Below are 26,095 nucleotides of genomic sequence, written 5' to 3' on the forward strand. Positions count from 1 at the left end.
CCTCCTAAACGTTAGGTAGCTTGTACCATTGTCCTCCCATTCCCATAAAATAAAACCCATAGCCTTGACCGCCATCAAAGAAACGAATGGACCCAGCTTGGCCCATTTTATTACGCCCTAAATTTATTCCCTGCGTTAGAATAGGTTGATTTATAAATACATCCTTTTCTGTACTTATATCAAAGGTCTGCCCATGAGCAGCTGGACCTATGTTGTTATTTACGCTGCCTATAGCAATTCTATTAAACGGTTGAAGACCATCAGCCCTTTCTGCTGCCGCACGATCCCAGTTATACATGCAAGCATAGTTACCACTAACCAATGTTATCCCTGAAACACAAACAGCTCTACCCGCAGAAACTTGTGCATTTGCAGCTGTAACTTTAACTACAATCATATGTTCTTGTGGATTGTAATTGTTAGGAACGGTAAATGTGAAATTATACCTTCTAATTTCACCATAAAATGTAGATGGCTCTGGAAAATCTTTATATATTTCGTGCCAAATTTTATAACTCACTTCATCCAATGGCGTAACAAAGCATACCTGCAATCGTGGTTTTGCTGTTACGCGTACACCATTAATCTGTGCGGTTCTATAATGGGCTGATAATGTATAAGAGTTTCCTGGATGAATCCCGTTTTGAACTTTTGTTTCTGGATAATTATACGTGTCAACCCGGACTGCATTTACCATTTGTTCATAGTTAAATATAAAAGTATTATTTTCTATCACTACACCGTTTCCTTGTACTTTCCAAGGTAGACCGTATCCAGCACCAAACCCCTGATAATTGGAGTTACCTATGTTCAATTTTGGAACACTAGAAAAATCATGATCGGCTATTAAATTTCGTTTTGGCATAACGGTTGTTTTCGTTCCCCATTCATCTTCAAAAAGGAAGTCTAACATTTTAATAGTAACGCCGTTTTTATCGATGGTAATTTTATCGCCATTAACTTTGATGATATTCGTATCAATACCCTTTGCAGTTAACCATTGCACCATTGTATCAGCACTGATAGCAAGTTTTGAAACACTAATAGTAATCTTTTCGGCTGTCTGGTTAATAGCAGAAATGATGTCGCCTTTTTGTACGGTACTAGTAATTGCTTTTTCTGTTAAATCAATACGTGCTGCTTGTCTTTCAACATAAGCTTTATCAGCATAACGTCCATCAGATTCTATTCTTGTATATACTTCTGTTTTAACTGCAGCAAGACTAATACCCTTTGCATTTGCGGAAATAAGACGTTCTAACTCTGTTACCTTTGTATTGTAACTTTCAGTGGCTACTTTTTTAGATATCTTATCTAATAAATCTTGCTTGTTTTTTGTAACAGTGTTCTTTAACTCAGGTATTTGAAAACCACCGATATAATCTTCTACTTGTTTAATTCCAACTTTTGCTTCAATTGCTGTGGCCTGTTGTTGAATTTTAGAATTAGCATCGGTAATCTTTTTTCCTTGATCGGATACTACATTGTTCAAATTACTAACTGTGGTGGATAGCCCGCTTGCTGTTTGCTCTACTGTAGTCATACGCTTTTCGAATCCGGATTGGCGATTTTGCACATTGGTTACAGTGGTTTTTACGCCATTCACACTTTTTTCGATCTCAGTTGTTTTTTTAGTGAATTCATCATTCGTTACTTGGTTTTCTGGAGCTGGTGTCCAATCCTGTGGCTTATTACCTTTATATAAAGCAACCCATTCTACAACGGATTTTGTATTGTTATTTGGAAAGTTATACAGATTTAACTTTCTTTCATTTCCACTCGTTGTTACTACAGCTTTAAAAGTTACATAGGTAATACCATTCGCATAAAAACTTGTTGCATATCCAACATTATTTGAACCACCATTCTGCCAAATTCCAAATTTCTGGCCTTGCGGGACACTCCCTTTAATTACAAAAGTATATTCCTCACCTGGAACAAAATTTTCAGTTAGAGAATATGGATTGATTAGATAATCTGTTTTTTCATATTTGACATTTGAATCTAATAACAGATTACGCCCTCCAGCTTTATCGGTATTAAATTTCTTTTCTACGATCTCCAACTTCTCACTAATCTGGCCAGCCTTTTCTGTAATTTCAGTTGTGGTTTTCTTTAGATTATTAGTTGTTTGCTGCATCTCAGAGATGGTCTTTTTCGTACCTTCAGCAGTCTCTACCACTGTACTTAATTTTTCAGTGATTTCACCGTCTTTTTTTATTAAAGATTCAATAGATTTAGTAAAACTTTCGTTGGTTTGTTTCATTTCAGAGACAGTTTTGTCAATTTCACCTTGAGAGTTTTGTACATTTTTAATCGTTTGCGAAACTTCTTGGAGACTATTTTTAACTTCCTTGAATTGTCCATTGGTTTCACTTTGCGCTTCTTCCACTTTCTTATTTAATTCTTCTTTTGTGAGTTTAATATCCTTATTAACCTGCTCAAGTGTATCTTTCTTAACTGACTCCACATCAGGAATAAGAAGTTCCCAATCTTTACCGTTCCATACTTTTAAGATACCAGGTTTACCATTACTGATATCTCGCCATATCGTCTTACCAATTTTAAGATTCGTTGTTGGCGGATTTACAGCTGCGATGATTTCCACGGTATTATTTTTTAGATTTTCTTGAACTTTTTCGGCTAATTCTTTTGCTATCTGACTCTCTTTTTGAGCTTGTTCGGCTGTCCCTTTCGCTTCTTCTGCCAACTTTTCTAGTTGCTCTAATAGTTCTTTATTAGCTTTATTACCTAAAGAAGCAAGTACTCTATTGTATAATTTTCGCATTTCTTCGTTTGGATCGGTAATTTCACGATAGTCACCAAATATATATTTATCTTGTGAAGAATCCGTAAATGATTCATCACAAGCGATTGCACGTGCTTCTAAATAAAGCTTCGGTGTAAATCCAGTATCTTTAATTCGAATTGTATCTCCTTCATTAATTATCTCGTGAGATAATCCAAATACACGCCCTATAGCTGCGCCTTCTACATCGTAAACAACAGAAGTATTAACGCGTTTTGCAAACTCTGTTTTCATAAGAGTCAAGAGACGCTTTGGTGTCATATTTTGTTCTTCTGTTTCTGGAGTGTAAAAGCCAAATTTATGTTTACCATTCTCGTTCCAGCGTTGATAGGCATCGCTATCAGTAATATAAGGTAAACCATCATTAATGCTTTCAACTGTGATGATGGTATTCCCTTCGCCCTGAACGAATCCGACTAAGGCAGTACAAATATCCCTAGAATGCTCAATACGTCTAACACCGACTAAATCCTTCCCTAAAGTTACTTCCTTGCCAGTGTCTCTACCGCGTTTTTTCACCATATCCACGTACCAGCCAACAATCTGTGAACCGACTACTTCTACACGGTATTGAATCTCTAATTCAAATAAAGAAGCTATTTTCTTTAAAAAAGTAAGAGGATCTATAATGGTATCAATGGTCATGGTATGGAAACCAGCATACTCTGTTTTTCCACGTTTCCACTTCGTACCTACAAGAGCCATATCCATGAATTGATTTACTGTTTTACCTTCTATACGTTGTGGCATGATATAACCGTCTTTGGCCATCTGAACCCATGCACCCGAAGTACGTACAGTAAGTGACCTATCTCTTGAATCCTTTTCAACCTCATTATTTATAACGTAAGGAACAATCCGTCCATCACGTACTTCTTTTAAAACTAAATTTTGCTGCATAAGTGTCGCTGCATGCTCTGTATTATCAAACACTTTAAACTCTAAAGTATCGATATTGTTCTTAATCTCCCAATGACGTATATCATCCCAATAATTTTGTGGCTGGATATTAGCAACAATTTGGTCCGTTTTAAAATCAATAACATGAAGTGTGCCGCTAGGTGCTCTCATCGATATCTCTCCCTATATGTTACTTTGGCTATTCCCACATCGGAAGGCATAATTTCAAGCTTGTTTGATCCTTTTCTAACAACTGGATAATCACTGAATATATCTTTTAAATTTATAACTTTTCTACCGTTAATCGATACAAGGCTTCGCTCGGTATCAATAACTACCTTATCTCCAACATCAAAAATGTAAGGTGGATTATCTTGTGTATTCATATTGACCTTCCAGATTTTCAAATCATCAATGCTCATGTCTGTACAGAACATGTTATCCGAAAATTGACTGATGCTAATTTGAACTTGTGCCACTTTGTCCATATTCACATTGTTTTCATCTTCCCACACAACAAAGCGTTCCGAGTCATCCTTTTCGGTATTCCATAAAAACTTAGAAATATACGCTTCCCACCTATTACCGGTACGCGCTAACCACAAGCGACCACGATATTGATTCCATGTAGTAGGATGGTCCCCTGGTTCATTTATAAGTACTCGCTCACCAGCTGGTTTCTTTTTGTTGCCAAGCTTAGCGAACCCTGTATTTTGTTCAGCTTGCCAATGGACATCATTCATAGAAATACGAGCTACATAGTCACTGTTTTCATCCAATAAACCTATTTCAACGCGTCCCATTTGATCTGGATGCGAGCTTCTTACCCCAACATACGCCTGCATAATAAAGTCTTGCAGTGGCCCTTGCGGAATGTTCTTTTTGGCTATGCAACCATGCCATCCTTTTATGTTTGTTTCACCTAAATAAACCGGAACTAGGCGTGAGCCTGCATCCACTTTGAAAGCTCCTCCCCCTACCATATCTTCTGCATTCGGAACATCCGTCCATCCTATAGTGGTAGACATTTCATCCCACATAACACGCTGATTTCTCTCAACAGGTACCTGATCCATTCTAAGCGGCCATCCAATACGAAAGTAATTATCTCCATTCCATACATCAAGAAAAGTGGCGGTTTTCGTTACCTCAATTTCAATAATTGGGTTAGATTCGAGACTTCCTTTGTTTTGAATATTCGCTACTAGCCCACGCTCATTAGCTTGAAATTCTATGGTTCTTGTAGGACCTAATTTATATGGCATTTCACAAATAAAAGTAAGTACTCCTTCTCCTAAATTCACTAATTGCTGTGGGTCAAAAGATTCATCAATAACGGCCAAATACGTACGATCTTTTTCATCATCAAAGATCAGTTCTTGAGGTTGGTCTGTAATAAGCCAATTAGCTATTTCTTCCTTTAACTTTTCGGCCTCTTCCATAGATTCATAAAATAATGAAACTGGTACAATTATTTTCCTCATTTTTGTTTGTGTTCTTATCAAACGCCCACCTGGATAGTGAGGAACTTCAAGAAATGTACGTTCCAAAGGAGCCCATGCAGGGCGTTTTTTACCCTGCAATGGGATTACATTCGGATTGCTTTTCCCGTTAAAACTAAAGAAACTAATTCCAGTCATATCATCACCTGCCTAAAATACTCTCAATCTTTCTTTCTCGCTTTCTTGAAACTTGCTAACATCTGAGTAGATTTCCTTCGCTATTTCTCTGCCGTTCAAATTAACTTGCAAGATAGTTGGACCTTGTGATGCATATTGCTGTGCTCCAGCTTGTTGAGTTAATGGTAGTGACCCCATTATTCCATTAGCAATGGCATCAAAGGTTTGTTTGCGCAGGGGTAACACCGTTTCGTCATATCCTCGAGCATCCCCAACCCCGATTAATGTAGGGTTACCTGCTTTAATTAAAGCGCCGTTTGCAGCCCACTTAACACTGAAAGATGGTAAACCTTCACTTGCCCAATTAACAGGATTTAGTGATCCATTTACACTAATCTTCGGAACAGGAATGTGAATACCACTAAACATATTTGCTACGCCATTTTTAATTTTATCAATCCATCCCATAATTCCATTCCAAGCTTCTTTAATAGGATTAATCAGTTTGTCTTTAATTTTCATAGCGGCTTCACCTATATCAATTGCCATACGAACTACAGAAGCGATTGGTTCCTTAATAAATGTCTTGAAATATCCAACAACAGTAGACCACATGCTACTAATCGTAGAGCCAAAAGAAGATGCAAGCCCTTTCACTGCGCCGAAAATTTGTTTAACAAATGAAAATTGAATAAGCCCCCAGATTAATTGGATTGCACCACTGAAAATTTGTTTTATCCCTGTCCACATTCCGGAGAAATCACCAGTTAAAACAGATGCGAAAAACTTGATAATTCCCATAATGAGATTAACAGCACCCTGGATAATATCCTTTATAGCGTCCCATGCGCTTTTTACAATCATCATTACAGCTGGCATTACAAAAGTTATAATAGATTGAATGATTGAAAAGGCATTTTTTACGGCTTGTACAATTTGATCTCCGTTTTCTTTCCAAAACGAGGTAATTTGCGCTATAATCCCATTCACAAAGTTGAGGACATCCGTCAGTAAAGGTATTAAATAAGGAGCTATTGTGTTAAATACACCTTTAATAAATTCCCAAGTAGCGCTAATTATTCCCATAATTACTGGTGCTTGCGCTACTATCAAGGATTGTACATTTTCTATGAAACTACTCAATTGAGCATGCACATCCTGAACGAACATAATAATATCCGCTTTCTGCTCAGGTGAAAAACCTAACTTATCTAAGAAATTACTTGCAGCTCCCCAATCACCAGATACGAGAGCTTTCATAGTTTCTACACCATATTGCACTGCCGCTGTAGTTTCTTGTATAAACTGAATTGCATTAGCTGAAAAGCCTAGTTTAGTAAGGATGTCGTATCCTTCAACTAAAGCATTTCTATCACCAGTTGCAGCAATCCAAAATTGCTCTATAGCGGCGCCGACTTGTTGGATGATCCCGATAGCATTGCGAAGTGGTTCGAACACTTTATTCATGGCTTCTTGCCGTTGACGTGTTTGTTCAATACCTTGTTGAAGTTTTTGATATTCAACCTCAGACTCATCAAGAATTTTATTAGCTTCTTCCTGAGTCATTTTCCCTTCTTCAACCTTCATTTTTAACTCTTCTTTTTTCTGAGCTAACATACCATCAGCGTTCATCATATCTTCGGCATGCTTCTTAGATAGAGCTAACTTTTCGTTATACTCTTCTTGCGTTATTTTCCCCTTTTTGAGATTCATATCAAGAACAGCTTTAGATTGAGCTAACTGCTGATCAGTTTGTTGCATTAATTTAGCTGCTTCGACCGCTTTACCAGATGGATCAAGCCAGTCAGTAAGAGATTTCACTGCGCTATTTGTTCCATTAGTCATAGCAACAAGTGCAGGTTCAACATGAGAAAATACAACAAGTCCCAAATTCTCTAATCTAGATTTAACTCCGTCAACTGCACCAGATAAGTTGTTGGCCATTGTTTCAGCCATAACTTTGGCAGAACCTTCGGAAGATTCAAGAGAACTTACCATGTCATCAAATGCAGGTTTACCACCCTTAATAACCTGAATCCAACCTGCATACGCTTCTTCACCAAATATTGCTTTCGCAGACGCGATTTGTTGAGATTCAGATAACTTTCCGAACCCGTCGTGTAACTGGCCGATGATTTCATTCATTGGTTTCATGTTACCTTCAGAATCTTTAACAGTTACATTTAATGCAGATAATGATTTAGCAGCTTCTTTTGGTGGTGCGGCCAATCGAGATAAACCAGCACGTAATGCCGTACCAGCCATAGAAGCTTTAATGCCGTTATTTGCGAAAATTTGAGCAATCGCGGCAGTTTCTTCAATATTCAAACCAAATGTAGCAGCTACTGGAGCAGCGTATTTCATGGTTTCGCCAAGCTGCTCAACGTTTAAATTGGCAGTCGCTTGGGCCAGCGCGAATACGTCAGCAGCTCTTCCTGCTTCTGAAGCTTTCATACCAAATGGAGTCATTGTATCGGTTACTATATCTGAAGCTTTTGCAAGGTCTAATGCACCAGCTGTCGCTAAATCAAGTAGCGGTTTACTAGCTGCAATCATTTGGTTGGAGTCCCAGCCTGCAAGGGCCATATCAAATTGTTATCGTACTGGCTCTTTATCCAATACATCTGGGGTTTTCACCTCATTATGGGATGTCAATTCATCCCCAGTTCAGACTATATCTTCACCCTCGCCTTTACGTTAGGGTGTCAAGCGCTCGTGGATATTTCGGCATATAAAAAAAGCACTCGTTTGAGTACCTTGAATGTTTAGCTTACTGTATCTAGTCGTTACACCTTCCTGTCGTTTCCACACAGGCTTGGCTCGGGATTGCCATGCTACTTCACACTTTGGAAATATTCATGTATTTTTTTTATAATATCTTCGGAATAAAAGTCTTGTTTTTGAAACCATTCATCAAAGTCATTGTTGTATTTACTACTGTTGCAAGATGGACAAACAGGTAAAATATTATCAGATGAATAGCTTCCATATTTACTGACGGGTATGAAATGATCTTGAGTGGCTCTTTTTAACTTTTTATTACAGTAAGCGCAAAGAATATAACCTTCATCGTTTCTAAAGAAGTCTTTACAACGAATCCAATCATTTCTAGTGAATGTGTTTGGTAGTTCCTTTAATAATTTGCGTCTTCTATTATTACTGATATTCACAGATTCTCTATATTTTTCTGGATTTTTTTCTTTCCACTCTCTAAGTCTTTTTGTCACATCTTCTTTGTTAAGTAAATAATAGTTATGGTTATAATTTTTAATTCGTATACGATTTTTATTATTATATGTCCGCTTTCTATTAAGTACTTCTTCCCTATTTTTATCTGTGTACTTTTTAACTTTCAAGTTATGACAAGACTTACATTCACCATAAAATCCACCGTTACCTCGTGTATAGAAATCTGTGATATCTTTCATCTTACTGCAATATGAGCACTTTTTCTGCCCTTTCACTAAGGCTTCAGCAGTACGATTATCTTTATTTCTTTTAGATTTTCTGTACCACTCCCGATTAGATTCAAGGACTTTTTCTTTATGTTTATCTCTATATCGTTTATTAGCTTCACTAGCGCATTTTTTACAATATTTTTTCAACCCGTCTTTTTCCACTTTACTTTTAGAAAAATTCGATAGACTTTTATAACTTTTACAAGTAATACATTGCTTATTTTCCAAACATATCACCTCACTAGTATTTTATTATTCCCAACTAGCGAAGTCTATGAAATAGTTTAGGTTTCCCCGAATTCACTTGATTTTTTTGAAGTGTGTCTCCACACAACCGAGCAATAACTTACTCATAGGCTTGAGCTACATTTGTAGCTGACCAACGTGTTTCAGCACCTAATTTACGTGCGTTCGCTCCCAGTTCAGCCATTTGTAAAGCGTTAGAACCAGAGAGAGCTTCTACTTTTGACATCTGCTGGGTATATTCAGAACCGACCTTAACCACACCAGCAATCGCAGCTCCTACCCCTACCGCAACACCGACTAATCCGCCCATAGCAATTGCAGCACCACCTACAGATGATCCTAATCCAACTGCCGCTTGTCCAACTTGGCCAAATCCACGCCCTAAGATACCTGTGGTTCTTTGTCCACTTCTTTCTGCATTAGTCAATCCTCTTTGTAACTGATCGTCCTTTAAGAAGATTGACCCAAACATCTTAAATAATTCCATTTATCCACCCGACTTTCCGCGGATTTTCGCAACTCGAGCGAACACTTCTTTTTTCGTGAGTTTCTGTTTCGGTATTTGTTCGATAAAATCATTGTATTGTTGTACCTGTTCTTGAGTTGGATTTTCGCGCTTATGTTTAAATTGAGGAAATGTTTCATCACAGTACGGTTGTAGGGCGCACCATTCTTCCCATAACATGCGGTCCATCTCTTTTTTCTTTGCGGTGAGATACAACTTAATAACTATCTCGGCATCCAAACCACGTATGTACTCCATGTTCGGATAACGAGAAGCTAAGGTATCGATGAAGTCTATTTCATCAAGTTCACCGCATTGGAAAAAAGCTTAACCAGTCCAACTTCTGAGTTTTTAATTGCAGTAAACAACTTCGCTAACTCTTCTAGATTTAAAGTTCGTATTGTTTCCCAATCTGGGGATGCTTTTTTACCGTTTTCATCTTCACACACTAATAGATCAGAAATGAACTCGAAAAATTCTTGCTCAGCCTCTTCTAATCCAAAGATAAACTTCATAATGATGTCGTAACCGAACGTCTCTTGTGCAGCTAATACATCTGCTTGTGTTGCCCCTTCTTTATTTCGTACGCCCATCATTAAATCTTTAAGTAAGTTAATATCAACCTTAAATTTCGATTTCTTCAAAATACGAACTACAGAAAATAAATCTCCGCCATGAATTTGTCTCACTTTGTATTCTTTTTCTTGAATTGCAATAGTCACATTTATTCCTCCTTAAAATAAAAAGAGCAGGGATTGTCCCTACTCTTTAACCTGCTGGTATTAATTTAGCTACTTCTGTCGCTGTTAAAATACGTTTTTTCCATGGTACTTTTCGAATGTTTTCTGGATCACGATGTCCTGTGAATGTTACTTCTGGAACAACTTCACTCTCATTTTCAAATCCTAGTTCTAATGAACCGTCAGATAGTGCGTTATATACGATAATTTCAACGATATCGCCACCTAAAGTTTCACCAACCCATGCTACATTTTTAAGATAGCTTTCTTTCGTAAGACGTTCCGTTGCTTCAATTACATCGTATTTGATAGTTTTTCCGTCTTTCGTAACGGTTTCTTCGAAAACTTTTAATCCAGCAATAAAGTTTTTAATTTTATCTTTATCAAGGAATTCAAGTGTTTTAAAACTGATTTGAGTTTTTGATTTCGTAATACGTTTCATCCCCATAGTGTCACCAGGAGAACCATCATATTCAATTTCTTTAAACTCTGGTTCATACTTAAACGAACCACCACCTTGTGTGGCACCTACTGGTAGTTCATCTTTTTCTCCGTAATTAAAGAAGAATGCCCCCCAGTCTCCAAAGAGAACATTTTCTGGTTTTGGTTGTGGAGCTGCCATATAATCAACCCTTTCTATTGTTTAAAATAAGTTCGTAAAATGAACCGCACTTCTTTGCGTATGATATTTGGGTCTGAATCAGGTACTTTCTGACTCGAAAGATAAGAAATAGCAGCACCAAATTCAGCGCTGCTTAATCTATTTCTATGAAGGTTGCTTTCTAGTTTCGTAATCAGTTCGTCTATTTGAGCAAGATGAGCAGAAGTACCGTAAATATCAATTGTAAGCATGATATTTTTTCTTCCCCATGGTTCTTTATCATCATTAACCGTGTACACCAAATAAGGCATTACAGCGGTTGTTTTAGCGATTCCATAATACGTTTCTTTATCAATTTGTTTTAATTCACTGTGTAATATATTTATAAAGTCATTCATGCTATCTACCTCATTAACGACGAATAGGTTCGCGTGCCAACTTGTGTAATTTGCGGTTTATTGCTCTCTGCTGCTGGTCTAAGAAAAGGCTGTGCATGTTGCCCTTGAGTTTTAACCATCTTCCCTGTTTTAGGGTCACGGTACATCCAAGGAGTTTTACGCCCATCACCGTCTACAGCAAAAATTCCTGTTCCTTTCTCAACATAAATTCCATGATCAGCAGAAGTACCGATAATAACTTTTTCTTGCTCTGCTTTAGAACTAATGCTTCTTCTTAGATTGCCAGTGTCTACAGCAGCAAGTAATTTAGCTTTAGAAGATACAAATTGACCAATAGCAGTATGAGCTGCTTTCTTTGCAGCCAAATGTCTTGCCATAACAGCGGCTCTATTTGATTGAAATTTCATGCTCATATGGCAACATCTCCAATTCTATTTGAAAGAATCTACCCGCATTCATTGGATCGCCCGGATAAGTAACGCTGTATACCTTCTTATCGATAACTAATCTATCTTGAATAGTTACGTCGAAAAGCATGCAGTAAAAGAAATGTGTGCTTTTCTCTTCTACTTTCTTATTGCGAGCATCCTTTGTCCCTTGGATTGCATCCAATACACCTTTAACAGTATTGATTTCTTTCCATTCTTCTATTGGATATGGTCCATCATCAAAACCAGCGTTGCGAAGTACTGTAGCATCTTTTCCAAACTTGCGAATCATTCACTGAATCATCGAATACGTAACCTCACTTTCAGCCCCTTCGTGATGCTTGCTGGATAATCTCCCACGTCATCATAAGTAACAGAATAGTTGCCTAATGATTCGCTTTTCTTCCCTTCTCTCTCCTGCTCCATATACTGATGAACCACCATTTTAGCGATAATACCTGGATAAGCAGGAGGAAATTCAGGAATCTTTCTATTGGTGTACTCAGCAACCATAAACATTGTATCTCCAATGCTTATTAATACGTTTTCATTACTTACATTAGGCACTTGTAGCTTTACACGTTTTAAAATTTCTGCTTTCATATCTTCCATCTAATCACCTACTTACGTAAAAGAAAAAATGGAGAAGGCTTATTAAGCCCCTCCACCTGGTTTTTCCGGAGTAATTGATGTAACTGTAGCTGTAAGTACCGCTATTGACTCTTGACGAAGGATATCCCCACCATAAACCATAAGACCACGAATACCATCTGCAAAGGAATTTTGCAGACGTTGTGCCTCTGTTTCAGTTAACTGTGTCCCGTATCCAATGGCAGACTTATGAAGACCTAAAATTTTATACTTACCACCAGTACCGTGAATTTCTTCTGATACAACGATTTGTGATCCATTAATAATCTGTCCTTCAACAATACCATTTTCTAAAACAACAGGTTGCTTAGTAAAGCGGTCATCTTTAGATAATAAACCTAAAACCTGAGAATTGATGATTGTGAATCGTTCAGTTTTAGGAACCTTTTTAATATTTAAAATCGTATTTAAGTCTACAATGTAATCATATGCATTTTTAGGCGATAACTCAATTGGACTAGAGTCACTCCCAATTGTATGAGTTTTATGAGCGCCTTTATAAAGCCCTAATACGAATGTATCAACGGTTTCCTGAAGTACCGCTCCTGCCTCTTGTGTATGTGGGTCGATTAAATCTCCAGCAGCCTGAACTGCATCTACATCATCAACTTTGAAAGCAAAATACTTTTGTTGATCCATATTAATTTCTACTTTAGAAGGGTTGGTATCATCCCATTCGATTGTACCATTATAATCTTTTACATTTACTGCGCCTACACGATTAAAGATAATCTTATTACCTTCGATTTTCGTTGGCGTTGTTGTAATTAAATCCGCAATAGAACGCTTGTGGAAGTTCGCCATCAAGCGTGCTTCCCAAATTGTTGGAATAAAAGTTGATACTGACATATATTAATTCCTCCTTAATGTTTTTCCATAACAAAAGAGATTACTAAAATAGCAATCTCTTTTGTTCGTTTTATATTTTTTGACTGTACCATTCAAATCACTTAACTTCCCTAGTGCTACTTACCCCAATTGCGCATATCCTTCTGAATTTGTGCCCAGTTCGCATTAATTTCAGCTTGACTCATTGAATTTACTTGTTCTCTTGTAAATCCCCCTCCAGTTCCGCCACTAACATGGATTTCCCGACCAGCAGCTTTAAACTTTTCAGCCACTTTTACTTCTAATGCAGTAGAGAATAAATCATTAAACTTTGACACCCTAACTTTTGTATCTTCTACATCTGAACCAATAACAAAATCTACAAATTTAAGATCCAATCCAACCGCTGATAAACCATCTGATGCAACACTCTGCATTTCTTTCTGATGAAGTACTCTTTCTCGCTCTTCTAGTTGTTCCTGAAGTTGCTTCATCTCATATTCAGCTTTCTCTTGGGCAGTCATAGAAGCGGTTTTATAGTTCTCTAATTCCTTTTTTGTTGCATTCAGTTCTTTCGAATATTTAGAGCGAACTCTATCTTCTGCTGATTGTACCATCTTCTCAATAAATGTTTTTGTTGCATCATCTAATTTCGGTTCTTTTTGTTCACCAACTGGCGGTTCTTTTTGCTCTTCAACTAGTGAATCTTTTATATCATCCGCAGGTGATGTTTGTTCATTCTGTAATGTCTCATCTGCAGGTATTGCAGGATCAGAAAAGAATTGCAGATTTGATAAACGTAACGGTAACCTTGCTAGTTCTCTTTCTTTTAAAAACTGTACTTCCGCTTGCTTTTGTAATTGTTTCATTATTATTCCTCCTCTGAGTTCCTATAATTACGCCCTATTAAGTTCGTAATCTATAAGCCCTCAAGTGTTTTTTATTATTCAAGAGAGTCTTTCCATTCTTCATAACTAACTGCAGTAATAACCTCATTCTTACCTGTAGTTGGGTTTCTGGCCCTTCTCTCAACAAATGGGCTAACATCCGCTACCTCAGTAATGAAAGTACAGCGGCATCGTACAACTTCTTTAGCAGGTAAATTACTATCATGTGGATATTCGCAACTATAACCACCGACTTTAAATAATCCTTTAAACGGTACTTTTTGATGATCTGCTGCTTGGTGAGTAGGACGCGTACGTTTGTCTAATGTAGAAATCCAAATCTTCTTCATTGATACACCTTCATCAAAAGCGTGATAAGCACTGTCATAAGTACCTAAGTTTTGCACCCTAGCACTTTCTGTCCAAGCGACCATTTGAGCTTTCTTCGCATCACCATCAAGTATCGGCTTAATCCGATTTGCCATTGTTGCATATCCTTCGCCTTTTCTAAGGCCGATAGATAATTCTCTGCGTATTCGGTTAACTATCTGTACTCGATGTGTACTTAACCTTTGATTGAGTGTCATTTTATCGATTGGCATTTGTACCGCTCGTCTAATGACGTTCGGGTCAAGAAGACCATACGAAAGAGCCACGCCGACTTCTTTCTCGATGAGATAACTCGTATAATAAAAAGACTCTCCATACTGATTGGAGAGCGTTTCATTGAGAGTTTTCTTTTTCTCATATGTTATTTCATTAATTACTTGTTGCAGTTCACTTTGCATGCTCTTATATCGATTAAATCGGCGCATTTCTTGCATACTCAACTGCTCATTTAACGCATATTTAGCATAATAAAAAGCCAGTATTCCTCTGACTTCTTCTAAAGCATCTTTATACAGGTAGAGAATCGCCTTTTCCAGTTCGTCCTCTATCTTTTGGAGGTGTTTCTGCTTCTTGTCCCATTCCACTAGGCTCACCTACCTTGTCGAGATTCATGGAATCAGCCTCTTCTTCCTGCATCTTCTGTATCTCCGCTTTCGGATCAGAAACAACAGATAACATAGATAACCGTGTTTCTTCGCTTACTAAACCTTGTAGTTTAGACTGCACATCAGCTTCATCAGCTAAATTAGCTGGAAGGTTTCGCGTGAATTGGAACGTCATACAAAGGTAGTCTAGCTCTCCTTTATTTGAGCGTAAGTTCCAAGCGTCAAACAATAACTTGAATTGTTGGCGCAGTGACTTAGTAAACTTCATTTCTAGCGTTCCTGATTTCGTTTCTAAAGCTAATAATTTATAACGAATAGCAACACCAGTAAGGTTACCACCAAATGATTCATCAGAAAGGTTCACATGCTTTGTGAAACGGCATATATTCTTTTCTAATCTGTCGAGATGGTGTTCTAAGATGTTGTCATTAAGGTCCTTAGTTAAGAAAGAAGCCTCACCATTCTCACCTACATCAAGAGCACCAGTTTGTCTTAGCTTCTCGATAGTATCATCATCTATATCAACGCCTTTAAAGATCATATAAGCCAGACGAAACTGTTCAATCTCACTGTTTACATCGGAAAACGAACGGTCGTAACCTTCAATAAGTGATATAGCTTTATCTACATCTCCTTGTAATTCTTCATTGTTAGGAAACCCAATAAGTGGCACACCTTTAAATAAGTTAGGAATACGTTCAGTCTCTGTTAACTTATCTAAATCTTCACCAGTGTACTCAATAATGTTTGTTTCATTGTAAAACTCTACTTTGTAACCATCCTTGAAATCATCGCCATCAATTACTTTGATTGGATAGCAGCGTATAGCGTATTTAGGTTCTGCAATGCTTGAATTCGTAAGAAATATAGCTTCGTAAGGTTTGATATTCATAACCTTTTCGATGCCTTCTTTATCGTGATACAGTAGTCTCGCTCCGTATCCACAAATAGAAGCGAACTTCCCTGTTTCTGCGTCAGCATCCTCAGTATGATTCGCTTTTAAAAAGTCCTGAATACGTTTCAATACTTCATCATCTTCATGATCTAAGCTGTATGAGATAGGCAACCCAAACATATAACCGATTTTTGTATCAATAATTTCAGAAAAAAAGTCATTGTTTAGCTTATTGTTAACCTTATCTTTATTACCATCACCTTTAAACTCGCGAGTAAAGATAGGCACACCCTTTTCACTTGCTTTGTATCGCTCGTACCTGTTAATCATGCGTTGCTTTAATGGTTCAAACTCATCAATAATTTTTTTTAGTAACTTTGATGTAGGCTCTCCATTTTGTTCATCCAGCAACGGAATATAGTGTTCAAACATCGTCTCACCTCCTTAATAAATTGATTTAACAGCTCTTGCTTTTCTATTTTCACTTTTCTCTGTATAAATAGCATATCGGACAGCATCTAATACATCGTCCCATTCCTTCACTGGTTCACCTGTTTTCTCATTCCAAACATACATGAATACTTCTTTCTTAAATCGCTCCACACACTCAGATACAGCCTTGAAGCTTTCTGTTTTGATGTACTTTGCAACCATTTCTATACCAGATAAGACAGATTTATCAGCGTTTCTTGCTCGTAATCCCTCTCGTTTGAATCGTTTTATATGTTCAGGCCTTGCACTGTCACAATAAAAAAAGATGTTTCCATAACGTTCTTTCACGTCTTTGGCCACACCTACCCAATAATCTATTTCCTCATGTTGTTTCGCATACTCTTCAAGCAAATACAGATTTTCTTCATCATCTTCTCCTATAACAACAATGGACCCAAAATGTTCATAACCCCAATCGACACCAGCAAAGTATTTCGTGAATTCAATATCTTTTAGATCAGTTTCTTCTATATAATGTACATCCTTATTAAAGTCTTTATATACAACTCCATCAGCACTGCACCATAATCCCTTTATGTTACGTTCATAAAACATTCCTTCAGGAGTAGAAGCTTTAATACGCTCTCTGTATCTTTCATTTAAGAATGTATTATCATCTAATTCATATTGAAATGCTTTGATTGTTACGTTGTCGTCTTTATCGATGTAATCTACTTTCAACCAATGTTCCGGATGGTCTGGGTTTGTATCGACTAATATACGAGCACCTTCACCACTGCAGCGTGATTTAATTTCATCGAATACATCTTTATTAGCAAGAGAACCTTCATTCACATAAGCGCCATAAGCAGTCATACCACGAATAGTATCTAAATGACTTATCTTAGAATGACCAGTACAACAAACAAGCACTCCAAATAGTTTAAAACGATTATATTTATCCATTTGAAAATCCAGGCCATACTTATTTGTGAGTTCAATCAATACGTTCTTTGCTAATGTACCTAATGAAGCACCAGCCAATATATACTGTGGTAAATCTACACCTTCATTATCAGCAATTCTTCTTACTCGTCTTAACTCAGCAAGGAACAAGTCATTGTTTAAGATTGTTTTTCCAGTACGTTTAGCTCCATGCTGTATTAACATGAAGTAATCATTGTTATAAACGTAATTCAATACTTGTTGTTGCTTTTTGTTATATAGCTCATTCATGCTCATTTTTTAAACGCACCTTCTAACTTATCCAAGTATTGACCGATTTTGTCTTCTGCTGAATTTTCGTCTTTTAATTCATTTCTAATCTTGTCTATTTGAGCATTCATCAGACTCAATTTAGCACGTCTTTCATCATCTATATTAGCTAACTTATCAAAGTCTCGAATAAGAGAGGATAAAGTACTCATTGCTCTGGATTGGGCGTTTAGGAATGTTGCATGTTTATCCCAAGCGAATTGGATTTCCCATTCTTCTTCAAATCCACCCTCTGTAACTTTATTCTTGCGTAGTTCTTTCGTCGTATCTTCTTGGTATCTAACAAACATCAATCGTTGTGCTCTAATAATAGCTGTGTATTGAATCGTTATGTTTTCCCATAACATATCAATTGGATGCTTCTCCATGATTTCAGCAGCTAAATCCGCCACATCTTCTGGAAAGTGTTTGCGGAAAAATCCATGCGTCATAGCGTTATGGTTCCCTTTTGGAGCGCCATGACCCACAGCATTCTTATTACCCCATTTAGGGTTCTTGTTACCCGAATTCCCCACCGCATTCTTATTGCCAAAGGGTGCACCTGTTTTCTTGGTTTGGGCGCACCCTTTTTCATCTTTTTGGTGCACCCTCTTTCGATTCCAACCATGCCTTTTTCTCCAGGACTTAATTGTATTAATACTGACCTCATATTTTTCAGCCAGTTCCTTGTACTTCATACCTTGCATGTAATCTACTTGAGCTAACTCGTGTTTTTGTTTCACTTCATATCACCCACCACCTTCTATATAATAGGAAGTAACTTGCCTAGCTACTCCTTATGGTAAACATTAAATTACCTATTGTTTAAATATATTTATTGTTATATAATATTTTATGTCTTTACTTATATGTGATTAAGATATATCGGAATTAGAAAAAGGAATCTTTCGGGATTCCTTTTTTTCTATAAGTATTGAAATTCTCTAAAACTCGATGTATTATATTTTTGTGTTTTTCTCAGTTCCCAAGCCGAGAATACATCATCACTTCTGAAAGGACCCGAACTCCAGCGGGTTCTTTTAAATTACTTGAACTCATTTTTGAATTATTGTATTATATTTTCGGGTCTTGCTCCATAAATCATTATCAGGAGAATCTGCAGGTTTGCAGGTTCTTTTTTTGTAAAAAAAAGCATCCTAATTTAGATGCTCTCTCACTTAAATTTTCTATATTATACTGATCCCCATTGTCATAAGGCTACCTAATACAATACATACTAATCCTATTAATATTAAAAACTCTGGTAACTCAAAGTGTCCGAGTATCATACAGAGAATTAAACCTATAGGAAATACAAGGACTTCTATCCAACTTATACCTCCATGTTTCCTTATTATATAGGACGTAGTTATACCGATAATTAAAACTCCTAATACAATGAAACCTAATCCTACTACCATTCATCCACCATCTTTTTTCATTCATATTACCATAAATAAGCAATCATTAGAGTTACTTCTTTATAAAATAAAAAGCAGCGGATTCGCTACTTTTTATTTTATTATTTACTTCTACTTCGAAATTCCTGCCGTAGCTGTTCATATTTCTCCATCATGATTCCTCCTCTTTTAATTCTTTGGCTTTAGCATAAATAGTAGAACGCGGAACTCCCGTCATTTTTGAAATATCATTTACACTCAAACCATTCTCTTTCCTATTAAAGAATAAGTTCATAGCCTGCTTTACCTGTTTTTCATCCTGTCCCCTACGTCCCATATGTTTGCCCATTGCTTTAGCTCTTTCTCTTCCTTCAGCTGTTCTTTCGTTAATTAAATCCCTTTCAAACTCAGCAATAGCCCCTAGCATAGTAAACATCAATTTACCTGCAGGCGTTGAAAAATCAATTTGTTCTTTAAGAAACACCACCGCTATTCCTCGATCAGCTAATTGATTTACAATCTTATGCAAATCAAATATTGATCTGGCTAAACGATCTATTTTACAAACAATAAATTTATCTCCTTCTCTCATATACTCTAATGCCTTTTGTAATTCTTCCCGATCACTATTAGCTCCACTGTACTTTTCAGAATATATCTTTTCACATCCATATTCTGTTAACCTTTCAATTTGTGCATCTAAGTTTTGATCTTTTGTACTCACCCTTGCATAACCAACGATAGCCATCCAAATCACCTCAAAATAGTCTAAAAGTCTTAAGAATTATATACTTTTATTTTAGACTATCTTTTAGACATTAACAACTATCTGTTTACAAAGTTTTTACCCTATACATTTCAACTGTACAAAAGGGTCAACTTTTAGACAGTTAAGTAGAACATTTATTTTCGTTCATTATGTTCATTTGTTTTGTTAGGTATTAAATCAAATTGAAACTGTATTCTTAGAATTAATAAGTACTAATAAAAACATAATAAAAAAGAGTGCGATTAAGATATGCACTCTTTCAAAAGAATTTACCACTCTCGATGCTCACCATGTCCATGTCCATGTTCATGCTCACGATCGCGGTCATGATTACGTCTACGACGACACTCATCACAATCGCAGTCACGTCTACAATGACAGTCGTTAAAATCGTTTCTTCTTCGTCTACGGCCGCAACCGCAAAATACTAAATCATCCCAAAATCTATTACAATCTCGAGAATGTCCAAAATTATTATCCCATCCCATAGATATGATTCCCTCCTCTAAAAATAGAATTCATCATATTCTATGATTAAAAAGCAGAAATAGTTTGTTTACTAGTCTATGTTTCAAACTAATAATATTTCAATTTGCAAGTCTATCTCACGTCTTATCTTTCCTTAACAGCAAACAAGACGCCACCCAGATCACGGCAGCGCCTACGATAATTGTTATAAACTTAATCAAATTTATTTATCCTCACATTATTTATTTCTTTGCTTCCATACCCCATTCTCTTTACGATAAGTATTCTTGCCATCCATGAATTCAGCTGTATTACCAGGAATACTATATTTCTTATTCTTATTCTTTTTCTTAGCCTTCTTCTTCAATCTCTTCTCTTCTTGAACAGCTTGCAAATCCGCCTTCCATTGTTTCAACAAATCCTTTTCACGTCGCATCGAATTTGTACCCCTTGGATTAAAATGTGAACCAAATAATTAGATTCTACCTATTTATATAGAATCCTTTAATCCAAATGTCCATTTTTTCCAGACTCTCGTTTAGCATGTACCAATTTCTGTTTTTTCTTCTATATAGACCGACGATATATTATAATCCTCTATATACCCAAGGAGGTTTACCATGATTAAATTCCATAAAACATTCCCCATCTTAGGATTCTTTTGGTTTTTATATAGTTTCATCGGTCTCATCTTTTTATTACTATTCCTTAGCGTGTAGTAACCACGCATATAAATGTATGTTTAATGTGTAATTTCTATATAACAAAGAAAAAAGCACCCGTTATGGATGCTTAATCAATAAGATATTTAACTTTTTCATCCCAGTTAGTGCTAGCACTAATCCGTATTTCTCCATCTTCCTCTAGTTTTTTCATAAGAAAAATGACGTTATTTTTATCCATCGCTGATTCTTTACATATATCTTCAATAAGTACAAATTTCGTTGGCACCTTAAGTCTTCTAAGTACTCTCATAAAATCCTTTGAATGTTCTTTATAAAAATCATTTAACAACTCTATTGTTTTTTTAGTAAATCTCATGTTATCAATACCCTCAAAATATCCTCTTTCAACCAACTCTCGTTTCACTTCTTCTGTTGCAGTATACATAAACTGCCCTTCTAAGTAGTATGTAGCATTTATTAAATTAGCAAGCACTTCATTTTCTTTCAACAATTCCCCATTTTTAACTTCGCTATTATACTTTTCCATTGGTCATCTTCTCCTCAAATTGTATTTTTCTTACAAAATCCCCAAGCTACATTTATAATACCACGGTAAAATTCCAACACTCAACCTAATTGGTTTCATCTATGAAAACACAAAATCCATCACTGAAGTGACAGCTTTCAAGGGGATGGGAGAAAAGAGAGAAAACAAATGGAAAAATTTCCTCTTAGATCAAGGCTGAGTACTCTCAACCTTCTCAAAATAACCGATACATACAATGTGGCTCAGATTTTTAGCTCTTTGGCTATCCTGGTTATCGTGTTCGGTTGCTTGGAGAAGGAAAAGACCTTCTCGTTTATACTCCATAGAGCTGGTCAATACATAGGCTGTCGCAGGGCCTTAGCTGACCAAGTTATTTATATAGCTGGAATTATTATATCAAGACGTATATGTTTCTTCCGACGCCTTGTTTGAACCAATACACTAGAGGGACGGAAGGGGAATGTTTCCGCTGTATTGGCTCAAACAAAGAGTGGAACTCTTTGCCCTCGTTTTGGTCATTAATAAGAATCATGGGTAATTACTAATGTACGAGATACGTATACTTTTTAGCTTTTTAGAATGCAAGTGTCACTCAATCATGAGCAACCACCCCCATTCCATTTTCAAGAACCGACATAATAAAAGAAACTAGACTTATATTTATTATCAACCCAGAGGACGCATTCCGAACTGATTGATAAATACAATAAAAATTTGGAGAACTCTTATCTCCTCGCCCCGCAGTGAACCTCCCCGCAAACGAGTGCATCATGTTATCGCCTACTTACATTTCAGCTAAATAACACTTTACGGAGATTCCCGAGTGCATTCGTTCCTGGTGGAATGCTGGCACCAGAAGGGATTGTGTCCCCCTTCTGATACTAACTTTACCGTTGATTTGAGTTGCAAAGTTACCTAAAAAAGGATCTAATTTCGTCCTATTTTTCTCCTGTTTTTTTACAATTAAATAAAACAATCGTATAATATTATTATTGAATATTAAGAATGTTCTCGTTCTTAATATTTTAATTTTAATTCAAATGGAGGTTAATAATTATGACGAAAAGCCAAGCTATCGCTGCTACAACTCATGTTGACGGTCATGGAATGAAAATTACTAAAGAAGCCTTAGACAAGTTGGCAGAAGAATTCCAAAAAAGCGAAACTGTGCCAGCTCTCCTAATAGAACATGACACTACTTTACCTCCTATTGGAAAAGTAATTGATGGAAAAGTAGAAAAAATGGAAGATGGTGAATACAAATTAGTTATAACCCAAGAGTTTTTTGATAGTTATTCAGAAATAACCCTACCAGATGGATCACCTGCTATTGTACAATCGTCGCAAAATGACAATAGGCCTTTTAATCAACGGGAACAAACTGAGCTTTCTTCCAACCTCAAAATATCTGTCGATCGTATAAACTTCAACTCTGATGAGGACTATACAAAATTCACACAAGAAATTAATCAAGTGGAAAAATGTGAGATAAATAATTTTATTAGAAAATCTATACTTCCTGATCCCGAAATGCTAATAACGCTTACTACGGCATTTCTTGGTTCATCCTTAGTTACAAAAATTGGTGATAAATTAATTGATAAATTAATTGACAATGTAATCGATAATACTGCACCTAAAGCCTACCAAACTATAAAACAAGCTATTTTCTCGATGAATAAATACTATGTCCCTAAAAATACACCTATTACATATATATTCTTAATACCAGGGGATTTTGAAATTGAATTGATTGTCAAGACAAACGAACCCAATAAGGTGTTAACAGCTATTTTAGAAGAAAATATAATCAAGACTGTTGAAAAGGCCAATGAGTTCCATAAGACACTAGACGCTAAAAAAATTCAATTTCTCTATAACGAAAATAACGAATGGGATTTTAACTATTTACTAACCAATACCGGTTCTGTAATTGGTGCACCTGAATCTCACCATAAGAGAGAACAACGAATGCAATTAATGTTTCAACAACAGGATAAGCAGGAAAAAAGTTAAAGCATAACATTCAAAAAAGATTATGTATTTTTACAAAGAGAAGAATCTTTGATTCTTCTCTTTGTAAATTAAATCATCCCTAATGATATAGCAATTAAACGTAACGCTGTTCTCTTCTTGGCATAATACGCATTCTTATACAACCCAATCTCATCATATATAGCCTCATCTTTTAATTTCTTTTTATTCAAATATTTTTTTTCGATGATTTTACTTTCATCTTCATCTAAACAATACTGGAGCGCCTTATTAATCTGTCTGAACTTAATATCACTAATCTTCTTTGTATTTCTGATTTCAGGGAATAAGTTGATTCCTTCGCGATCATTTTCCTGCTGATTCTCTATTCTAATTTTTAAAGCACGGTAATCTTTTAATACTTTAATTACCTCTTTTTCGATTGCTTTTTGCGTTTTGTCATTGATTTCTGGAAAGAATGCTAATTGCTCCATCTGTAATCCCCCTATTTCTAAATTTGTCTTTTTAACAACTCATAAGGTACGTGAAATTTTACTATCTCTTTGTTAAATAAGGGAAACATGCATAGCGAATAGTCCCCACCATCCACCTTGCAAGGTTCCGTTATCCATTAAACCCTTAATAATTTACATTTCTTGTTGGCCATCTTCTCTTTTGCTGCTTCAATATTATTCGCTACCTTTTGATAGTCCTGATCAAGTTGAATCATTCCATCAAACATGACTGGTGCTACTACTTCGTCAACATATTGCAAGTAATCAATCGGCGCCCGTTCTGTCTGTTCTACTAAATACCCATAAATATCAAAGTCTGCTCTTGGTATAGACTTCTTGCCCTTCGGTTGATGAGACATCCTTACATAAGATTGAATGACTGATAGTGGCACTGCGAATACTGACTTATCCTTACTGAATTCTATAAGGAAGAAGCATATCGCTCCCATCTTCTCCGCTTTCTCCAGGTAATCCAATTGATGCTGTGCAATGTTCTTTAAATCAAAACGTGTATCTTTCTCTGTAGACTTCGCTTCAAATGCTACAGCTCGTCCCTTATATACACCGTCATAGTCTACTGTGCTCTTTGCTTCATAGAATCCATTTAGTACACGGCTACCTTTGCTCTTTAACACCTTCACAGGAGTCGGACGCTTGTTAATAAGCGCCACTCCCCCTCTTTGATACATATCATTCGCTAGATTAATAAGCATTTCAAATGCCATACCTCTGTTTCCTTGTCCCACTGTTATTCCTCGCTTTCTATTCAAAGGATTATTTTGTTGAATTTTTTACAACCAATCATTAAAATATCTTATAATCGTTATATACAAACTTATTTTTAGGAGTAGATAGAATGCCAGTTACACTCGAACTTATTCTTTTCATTCTTATAGCAATTAGTGCTGTTGGCTATTTGATAAAAGAATCTCAAAAAACTAAGAAAAGAACCCTTGGAATTTCACTAGAACTTTTAGTTCTTTTCTGGTCAATATGGAGAATATCGACTATCATAATCCAAATTTCAGAATATAATTTCTCGTGAATAAAATTAAATATTCCGTCAATAATGTATATGACATCAGATTTTCTCCTTGTTCCCCCTTGGAGAACCTAGCAGTTAGCTAATTTGGCTAGCTGCTTTGGTGTGTAAAACAAAGCATTTATAAAAAGCTTTCTCAACACCCAATCAATGGAAATTAATTACCTTTTATGGTAATCTGTTGGTAATCCCATAAAGATCTATCGTTCCATTAACAGGACCCGTCCCCCTAATCGGGTCCTGTTAAATATTCTCTATTAAAACAGTGTTTTTGTTTAACTATCCTCTGCGCTTCTTCACATCCTACAATTCCATATGCAATATTACATATCCTATATGTTCAATTTATAAACATGTAATAATTGGTTTATAAAATATTTAAAACTAATATTGAAAGGAGAATACTAAATGTCTTTCTTTTCGTGGTCTCCTCTTATTTTCTTAGCAGTTGTTGCAATTATCATTTCTATTAAAAAGAATAAGAAGCAATAGTTTTAAATAGTTACAATAATTTATTTCTAGGAGGTGTATTTATGTCATTTACAGTATGGAGTGCAATTTTTATGACTTTAATCGGCGCAATGTCCGGAGCAATCTTTGGTACAATTTCTTCTAAGAAGAGTAAAAATACCAACTAAAAACCTACTAATAAAAATGAATTTTTATTTTAGTGACAGCTGATACGCTTTTAATATTTCAGCTGTCATTTTCCATTCAAATAACTATTTTGTTCACTTTTTTGATACATTTACGAAACATTTATGTGTTATCTTCAGTAAGTTCTTTTCTTTTCATAAAATTGTGTGAGTTATACCGACACAAGAAGCCCTAGATCCCTAAATCTAGGGCTCCTTCGTTTTAATAACCATTTTGTTTAACTTGATGTATAGACAACTATATATTTAGATGTTAAAATATTATTGTGATTCCTACTTGGTTTCACATACGACTCTTTTTCTGTGATTATGGGGTTCTTACGTAATAGTAAGGACCATTTTTTTATTTAGTGCCCATAGCCAGTAAATCCGAAACCCATATTTCTCCTTTCTGATTCCAATAATCCCAACGT

At 36.1% G+C, this 26,095-nt stretch carries 26 protein-coding genes and 1 pseudogene; 3 read left to right on the plus strand and 24 right to left on the minus strand.

The window, feature by feature from the left end; all coding sequences use genetic code 11:
* Window positions 1-4: 4 nt before the first annotated feature.
* From M1D73_RS29545 to M1D73_RS29650, 22 genes are all read right to left on the minus strand, one after another.
* Entirely contained in the window at window positions 5-3,880 is a 3,876-nt protein-coding gene (locus M1D73_RS29545; RefSeq protein WP_481158048.1) for a phage tail spike protein, read from the minus strand.
* Complete coding sequence (locus M1D73_RS29550; RefSeq protein ID WP_336458787.1) at window positions 3,877-5,349, minus strand: distal tail protein Dit; 1,473 nt, start codon at window positions 5,347-5,349, stop codon at window positions 3,877-3,879. The genes M1D73_RS29545 and M1D73_RS29550 overlap by 4 nt, the downstream gene beginning before the upstream one ends.
* A 12-nt stretch (window positions 5,350-5,361) precedes the next feature.
* Entirely contained in the window at window positions 5,362-7,884 is a 2,523-nt protein-coding gene (locus tag M1D73_RS29555) for a phage tail tape measure protein (protein ID WP_481158049.1), read from the minus strand.
* A gap of 278 nt (window positions 7,885-8,162) precedes the next feature.
* The gene (locus M1D73_RS29560) at window positions 8,163-9,014 is read right to left on the minus strand and encodes an HNH endonuclease (protein ID WP_121868648.1); all 852 of its coding nucleotides are present in this window, start codon (window positions 9,012-9,014) and stop codon (window positions 8,163-8,165) included.
* A gap of 118 nt (window positions 9,015-9,132) precedes the next feature.
* Window positions 9,133-9,519 (minus strand): phage tail tape measure protein, encoded by a 387-nt coding sequence (locus M1D73_RS29565; RefSeq protein ID WP_241662799.1) that lies wholly within the window; start codon window positions 9,517-9,519, stop codon window positions 9,133-9,135.
* Window positions 9,520-9,777, minus strand: coding sequence for a hypothetical protein (locus M1D73_RS29570; RefSeq protein WP_241662798.1), 258 nt, complete (start codon window positions 9,775-9,777; stop codon window positions 9,520-9,522).
* 53 nt (window positions 9,778-9,830) lie between these two features.
* Entirely contained in the window at window positions 9,831-10,259 is a 429-nt protein-coding gene (locus tag M1D73_RS29575; RefSeq protein WP_070179332.1) for a hypothetical protein, read from the minus strand.
* Window positions 10,260-10,305: 46 nt separating this feature from the next.
* The gene (locus M1D73_RS29580; RefSeq protein WP_025967168.1) at window positions 10,306-10,899 is read right to left on the minus strand and encodes a hypothetical protein; all 594 of its coding nucleotides are present in this window, start codon (window positions 10,897-10,899) and stop codon (window positions 10,306-10,308) included.
* Between the two features lie 14 nt (window positions 10,900-10,913).
* Complete coding sequence (locus tag M1D73_RS29585; RefSeq protein ID WP_121868649.1) at window positions 10,914-11,276, minus strand: hypothetical protein; 363 nt, start codon at window positions 11,274-11,276, stop codon at window positions 10,914-10,916.
* A gap of 5 nt (window positions 11,277-11,281) precedes the next feature.
* Window positions 11,282-11,689, minus strand: coding sequence for an HK97-gp10 family putative phage morphogenesis protein (locus M1D73_RS29590; RefSeq protein ID WP_070179329.1), 408 nt, complete (start codon window positions 11,687-11,689; stop codon window positions 11,282-11,284).
* The gene (locus tag M1D73_RS29595) at window positions 11,664-11,996 is read right to left on the minus strand and encodes a head-tail adaptor protein (RefSeq protein ID WP_086404356.1); all 333 of its coding nucleotides are present in this window, start codon (window positions 11,994-11,996) and stop codon (window positions 11,664-11,666) included. Before M1D73_RS29595 ends, M1D73_RS29590 begins: the two co-directional genes overlap by 26 nt.
* Window positions 11,997-12,004: 8 nt before the next feature.
* Window positions 12,005-12,316: a head-tail connector protein gene (locus M1D73_RS29600; protein ID WP_070179327.1), complete on the minus strand. Its 312-nt coding sequence runs from the start codon at window positions 12,314-12,316 to the stop codon at window positions 12,005-12,007.
* A 42-nt stretch (window positions 12,317-12,358) separates the two neighbouring features.
* Window positions 12,359-13,204 (minus strand): phage major capsid protein, encoded by an 846-nt coding sequence (locus tag M1D73_RS29605; RefSeq protein WP_000116908.1) that lies wholly within the window; start codon window positions 13,202-13,204, stop codon window positions 12,359-12,361.
* A 116-nt stretch (window positions 13,205-13,320) separates the two neighbouring features.
* A complete protein-coding gene (locus M1D73_RS29610; protein WP_121868650.1) occupies window positions 13,321-14,052 on the minus strand; it encodes a DUF4355 domain-containing protein in 732 nt (243 codons plus the stop codon).
* Window positions 14,053-14,126: 74 nt separating this feature from the next.
* On the minus strand, window positions 14,127-14,894 hold the full coding sequence (locus M1D73_RS29615) for a phage head morphogenesis protein (protein ID WP_121868688.1): 768 nt from the start codon (window positions 14,892-14,894) through the stop codon (window positions 14,127-14,129).
* 73 nt (window positions 14,895-14,967) lie between these two features.
* Window positions 14,968-16,392, minus strand: coding sequence for a phage portal protein (locus tag M1D73_RS29620; RefSeq protein ID WP_121868651.1), 1,425 nt, complete (start codon window positions 16,390-16,392; stop codon window positions 14,968-14,970).
* Window positions 16,393-16,404: 12 nt separating this feature from the next.
* The gene (locus M1D73_RS29625) at window positions 16,405-17,634 is read right to left on the minus strand and encodes a PBSX family phage terminase large subunit (protein ID WP_121868652.1); all 1,230 of its coding nucleotides are present in this window, start codon (window positions 17,632-17,634) and stop codon (window positions 16,405-16,407) included.
* On the minus strand, window positions 17,631-18,389 hold the full coding sequence (gene terS / locus M1D73_RS29630; protein WP_100655123.1) for a phage terminase small subunit: 759 nt from the start codon (window positions 18,387-18,389) through the stop codon (window positions 17,631-17,633). The genes M1D73_RS29625 and terS overlap by 4 nt, the downstream gene beginning before the upstream one ends.
* A gap of 829 nt (window positions 18,390-19,218) precedes the next feature.
* On the minus strand, window positions 19,219-19,794 hold the full coding sequence (locus M1D73_RS29635; RefSeq protein ID WP_098213108.1) for a recombinase family protein: 576 nt from the start codon (window positions 19,792-19,794) through the stop codon (window positions 19,219-19,221).
* 290 nt (window positions 19,795-20,084) lie between these two features.
* Window positions 20,085-20,303, minus strand: a complete 219-nt coding sequence (locus M1D73_RS29640; protein ID WP_243341502.1) for a hypothetical protein — start codon at window positions 20,301-20,303, stop codon at window positions 20,085-20,087.
* A 218-nt stretch (window positions 20,304-20,521) separates the two neighbouring features.
* Entirely contained in the window at window positions 20,522-20,719 is a 198-nt protein-coding gene (locus M1D73_RS29645) for a hypothetical protein (RefSeq protein ID WP_098213109.1), read from the minus strand.
* A 356-nt stretch (window positions 20,720-21,075) separates the two neighbouring features.
* Window positions 21,076-21,495 carry a hypothetical protein gene (locus tag M1D73_RS29650; RefSeq protein WP_336458784.1) on the minus strand — a complete coding sequence of 140 codons (420 nt, stop codon included), beginning with the start codon at window positions 21,493-21,495 and terminating at the stop codon, window positions 21,076-21,078.
* A gap of 1,056 nt (window positions 21,496-22,551) precedes the next feature.
* Between M1D73_RS29650 and M1D73_RS29655 the strand changes: the two genes are divergently transcribed.
* A complete protein-coding gene (locus M1D73_RS29655; protein ID WP_336458783.1) occupies window positions 22,552-23,511 on the plus strand; it encodes a hypothetical protein in 960 nt (319 codons plus the stop codon).
* A 68-nt stretch (window positions 23,512-23,579) separates the two neighbouring features.
* On the opposite strand, the gene M1D73_RS29660 is transcribed toward M1D73_RS29655, so the two are convergent.
* Window positions 23,580-23,963 (minus strand): ArpU family phage packaging/lysis transcriptional regulator, encoded by a 384-nt coding sequence (locus M1D73_RS29660; RefSeq protein ID WP_336458782.1) that lies wholly within the window; start codon window positions 23,961-23,963, stop codon window positions 23,580-23,582.
* A gap of 137 nt (window positions 23,964-24,100) precedes the next feature.
* Complete coding sequence (locus M1D73_RS29665; RefSeq protein ID WP_336458781.1) at window positions 24,101-24,730, minus strand: Holliday junction resolvase RecU; 630 nt, start codon at window positions 24,728-24,730, stop codon at window positions 24,101-24,103.
* 110 nt (window positions 24,731-24,840) lie between these two features.
* Here M1D73_RS29665 and M1D73_RS29670 point away from each other — a divergent pair, with 110 nt between their 5' ends.
* On the plus strand, window positions 24,841-25,029 hold the full coding sequence (locus M1D73_RS29670; protein WP_098770398.1) for a hypothetical protein: 189 nt from the start codon (window positions 24,841-24,843) through the stop codon (window positions 25,027-25,029).
* A 445-nt stretch (window positions 25,030-25,474) separates the two neighbouring features.
* Window positions 25,475-25,664: pseudogene (locus M1D73_RS29675) on the plus strand (hypothetical protein).
* The last annotated feature ends 431 nt before the right edge of the window (window positions 25,665-26,095 follow it).

This window comes from Bacillus sp. PK3-067 (genome assembly GCF_056738645.1).

Coding starts and splice junctions, on each gene's coding strand:
- M1D73_RS29545 (WP_481158048.1), bottom strand. CDS start 3,880: ATGAGAGCACCTAGCGGCACACTTCATGTTATTGATTTTAAAACGGAC.
- M1D73_RS29550 (WP_336458787.1), bottom strand. CDS start 5,349: ATGACTGGAATTAGTTTCTTTAGTTTTAACGGGAAAAGCAATCCGAAT.
- M1D73_RS29555 (WP_481158049.1), bottom strand. CDS start 7,884: ATGATTGCAGCTAGTAAACCGCTACTTGATTTAGCGACAGCTGGTGCA.
- M1D73_RS29565 (WP_241662799.1), bottom strand. CDS start 9,519: ATGGAATTATTTAAGATGTTTGGGTCAATCTTCTTAAAGGACGATCAG.
- M1D73_RS29580 (WP_025967168.1), bottom strand. CDS start 10,899: ATGGCAGCTCCACAACCAAAACCAGAAAATGTTCTCTTTGGAGACTGG.
- M1D73_RS29585 (WP_121868649.1), bottom strand. CDS start 11,276: ATGAATGACTTTATAAATATATTACACAGTGAATTAAAACAAATTGAT.
- M1D73_RS29590 (WP_070179329.1), bottom strand. CDS start 11,689: ATGAGCATGAAATTTCAATCAAATAGAGCCGCTGTTATGGCAAGACAT.
- M1D73_RS29595 (WP_086404356.1), bottom strand. CDS start 11,996: ATGATTCGCAAGTTTGGAAAAGATGCTACAGTACTTCGCAACGCTGGT.
- M1D73_RS29600 (WP_070179327.1), bottom strand. CDS start 12,316: ATGGAAGATATGAAAGCAGAAATTTTAAAACGTGTAAAGCTACAAGTG.
- M1D73_RS29605 (WP_000116908.1), bottom strand. CDS start 13,204: ATGTCAGTATCAACTTTTATTCCAACAATTTGGGAAGCACGCTTGATG.
- M1D73_RS29610 (WP_121868650.1), bottom strand. CDS start 14,052: ATGAAACAATTACAAAAGCAAGCGGAAGTACAGTTTTTAAAAGAAAGA.
- M1D73_RS29615 (WP_121868688.1), bottom strand. CDS start 14,894: ATGCAAGAAATGCGCCGATTTAATCGATATAAGAGCATGCAAAGTGAA.
- M1D73_RS29620 (WP_121868651.1), bottom strand. CDS start 16,392: ATGTTTGAACACTATATTCCGTTGCTGGATGAACAAAATGGAGAGCCT.
- M1D73_RS29625 (WP_121868652.1), bottom strand. CDS start 17,634: ATGAGCATGAATGAGCTATATAACAAAAAGCAACAACAAGTATTGAAT.
- M1D73_RS29635 (WP_098213108.1), bottom strand. CDS start 19,794: ATGGCTATCGTTGGTTATGCAAGGGTGAGTACAAAAGATCAAAACTTA.
- M1D73_RS29640 (WP_243341502.1), bottom strand. CDS start 20,303: ATGGGATGGGATAATAATTTTGGACATTCTCGAGATTGTAATAGATTT.
- M1D73_RS29645 (WP_098213109.1), bottom strand. CDS start 20,719: ATGCGACGTGAAAAGGATTTGTTGAAACAATGGAAGGCGGATTTGCAA.
- M1D73_RS29650 (WP_336458784.1), bottom strand. CDS start 21,495: ATGGAAAAGTATAATAGCGAAGTTAAAAATGGGGAATTGTTGAAAGAA.
- M1D73_RS29655 (WP_336458783.1), top strand. CDS start 22,552: ATGACGAAAAGCCAAGCTATCGCTGCTACAACTCATGTTGACGGTCAT.
- M1D73_RS29660 (WP_336458782.1), bottom strand. CDS start 23,963: ATGGAGCAATTAGCATTCTTTCCAGAAATCAATGACAAAACGCAAAAA.
- M1D73_RS29670 (WP_098770398.1), top strand. CDS start 24,841: ATGCCAGTTACACTCGAACTTATTCTTTTCATTCTTATAGCAATTAGT.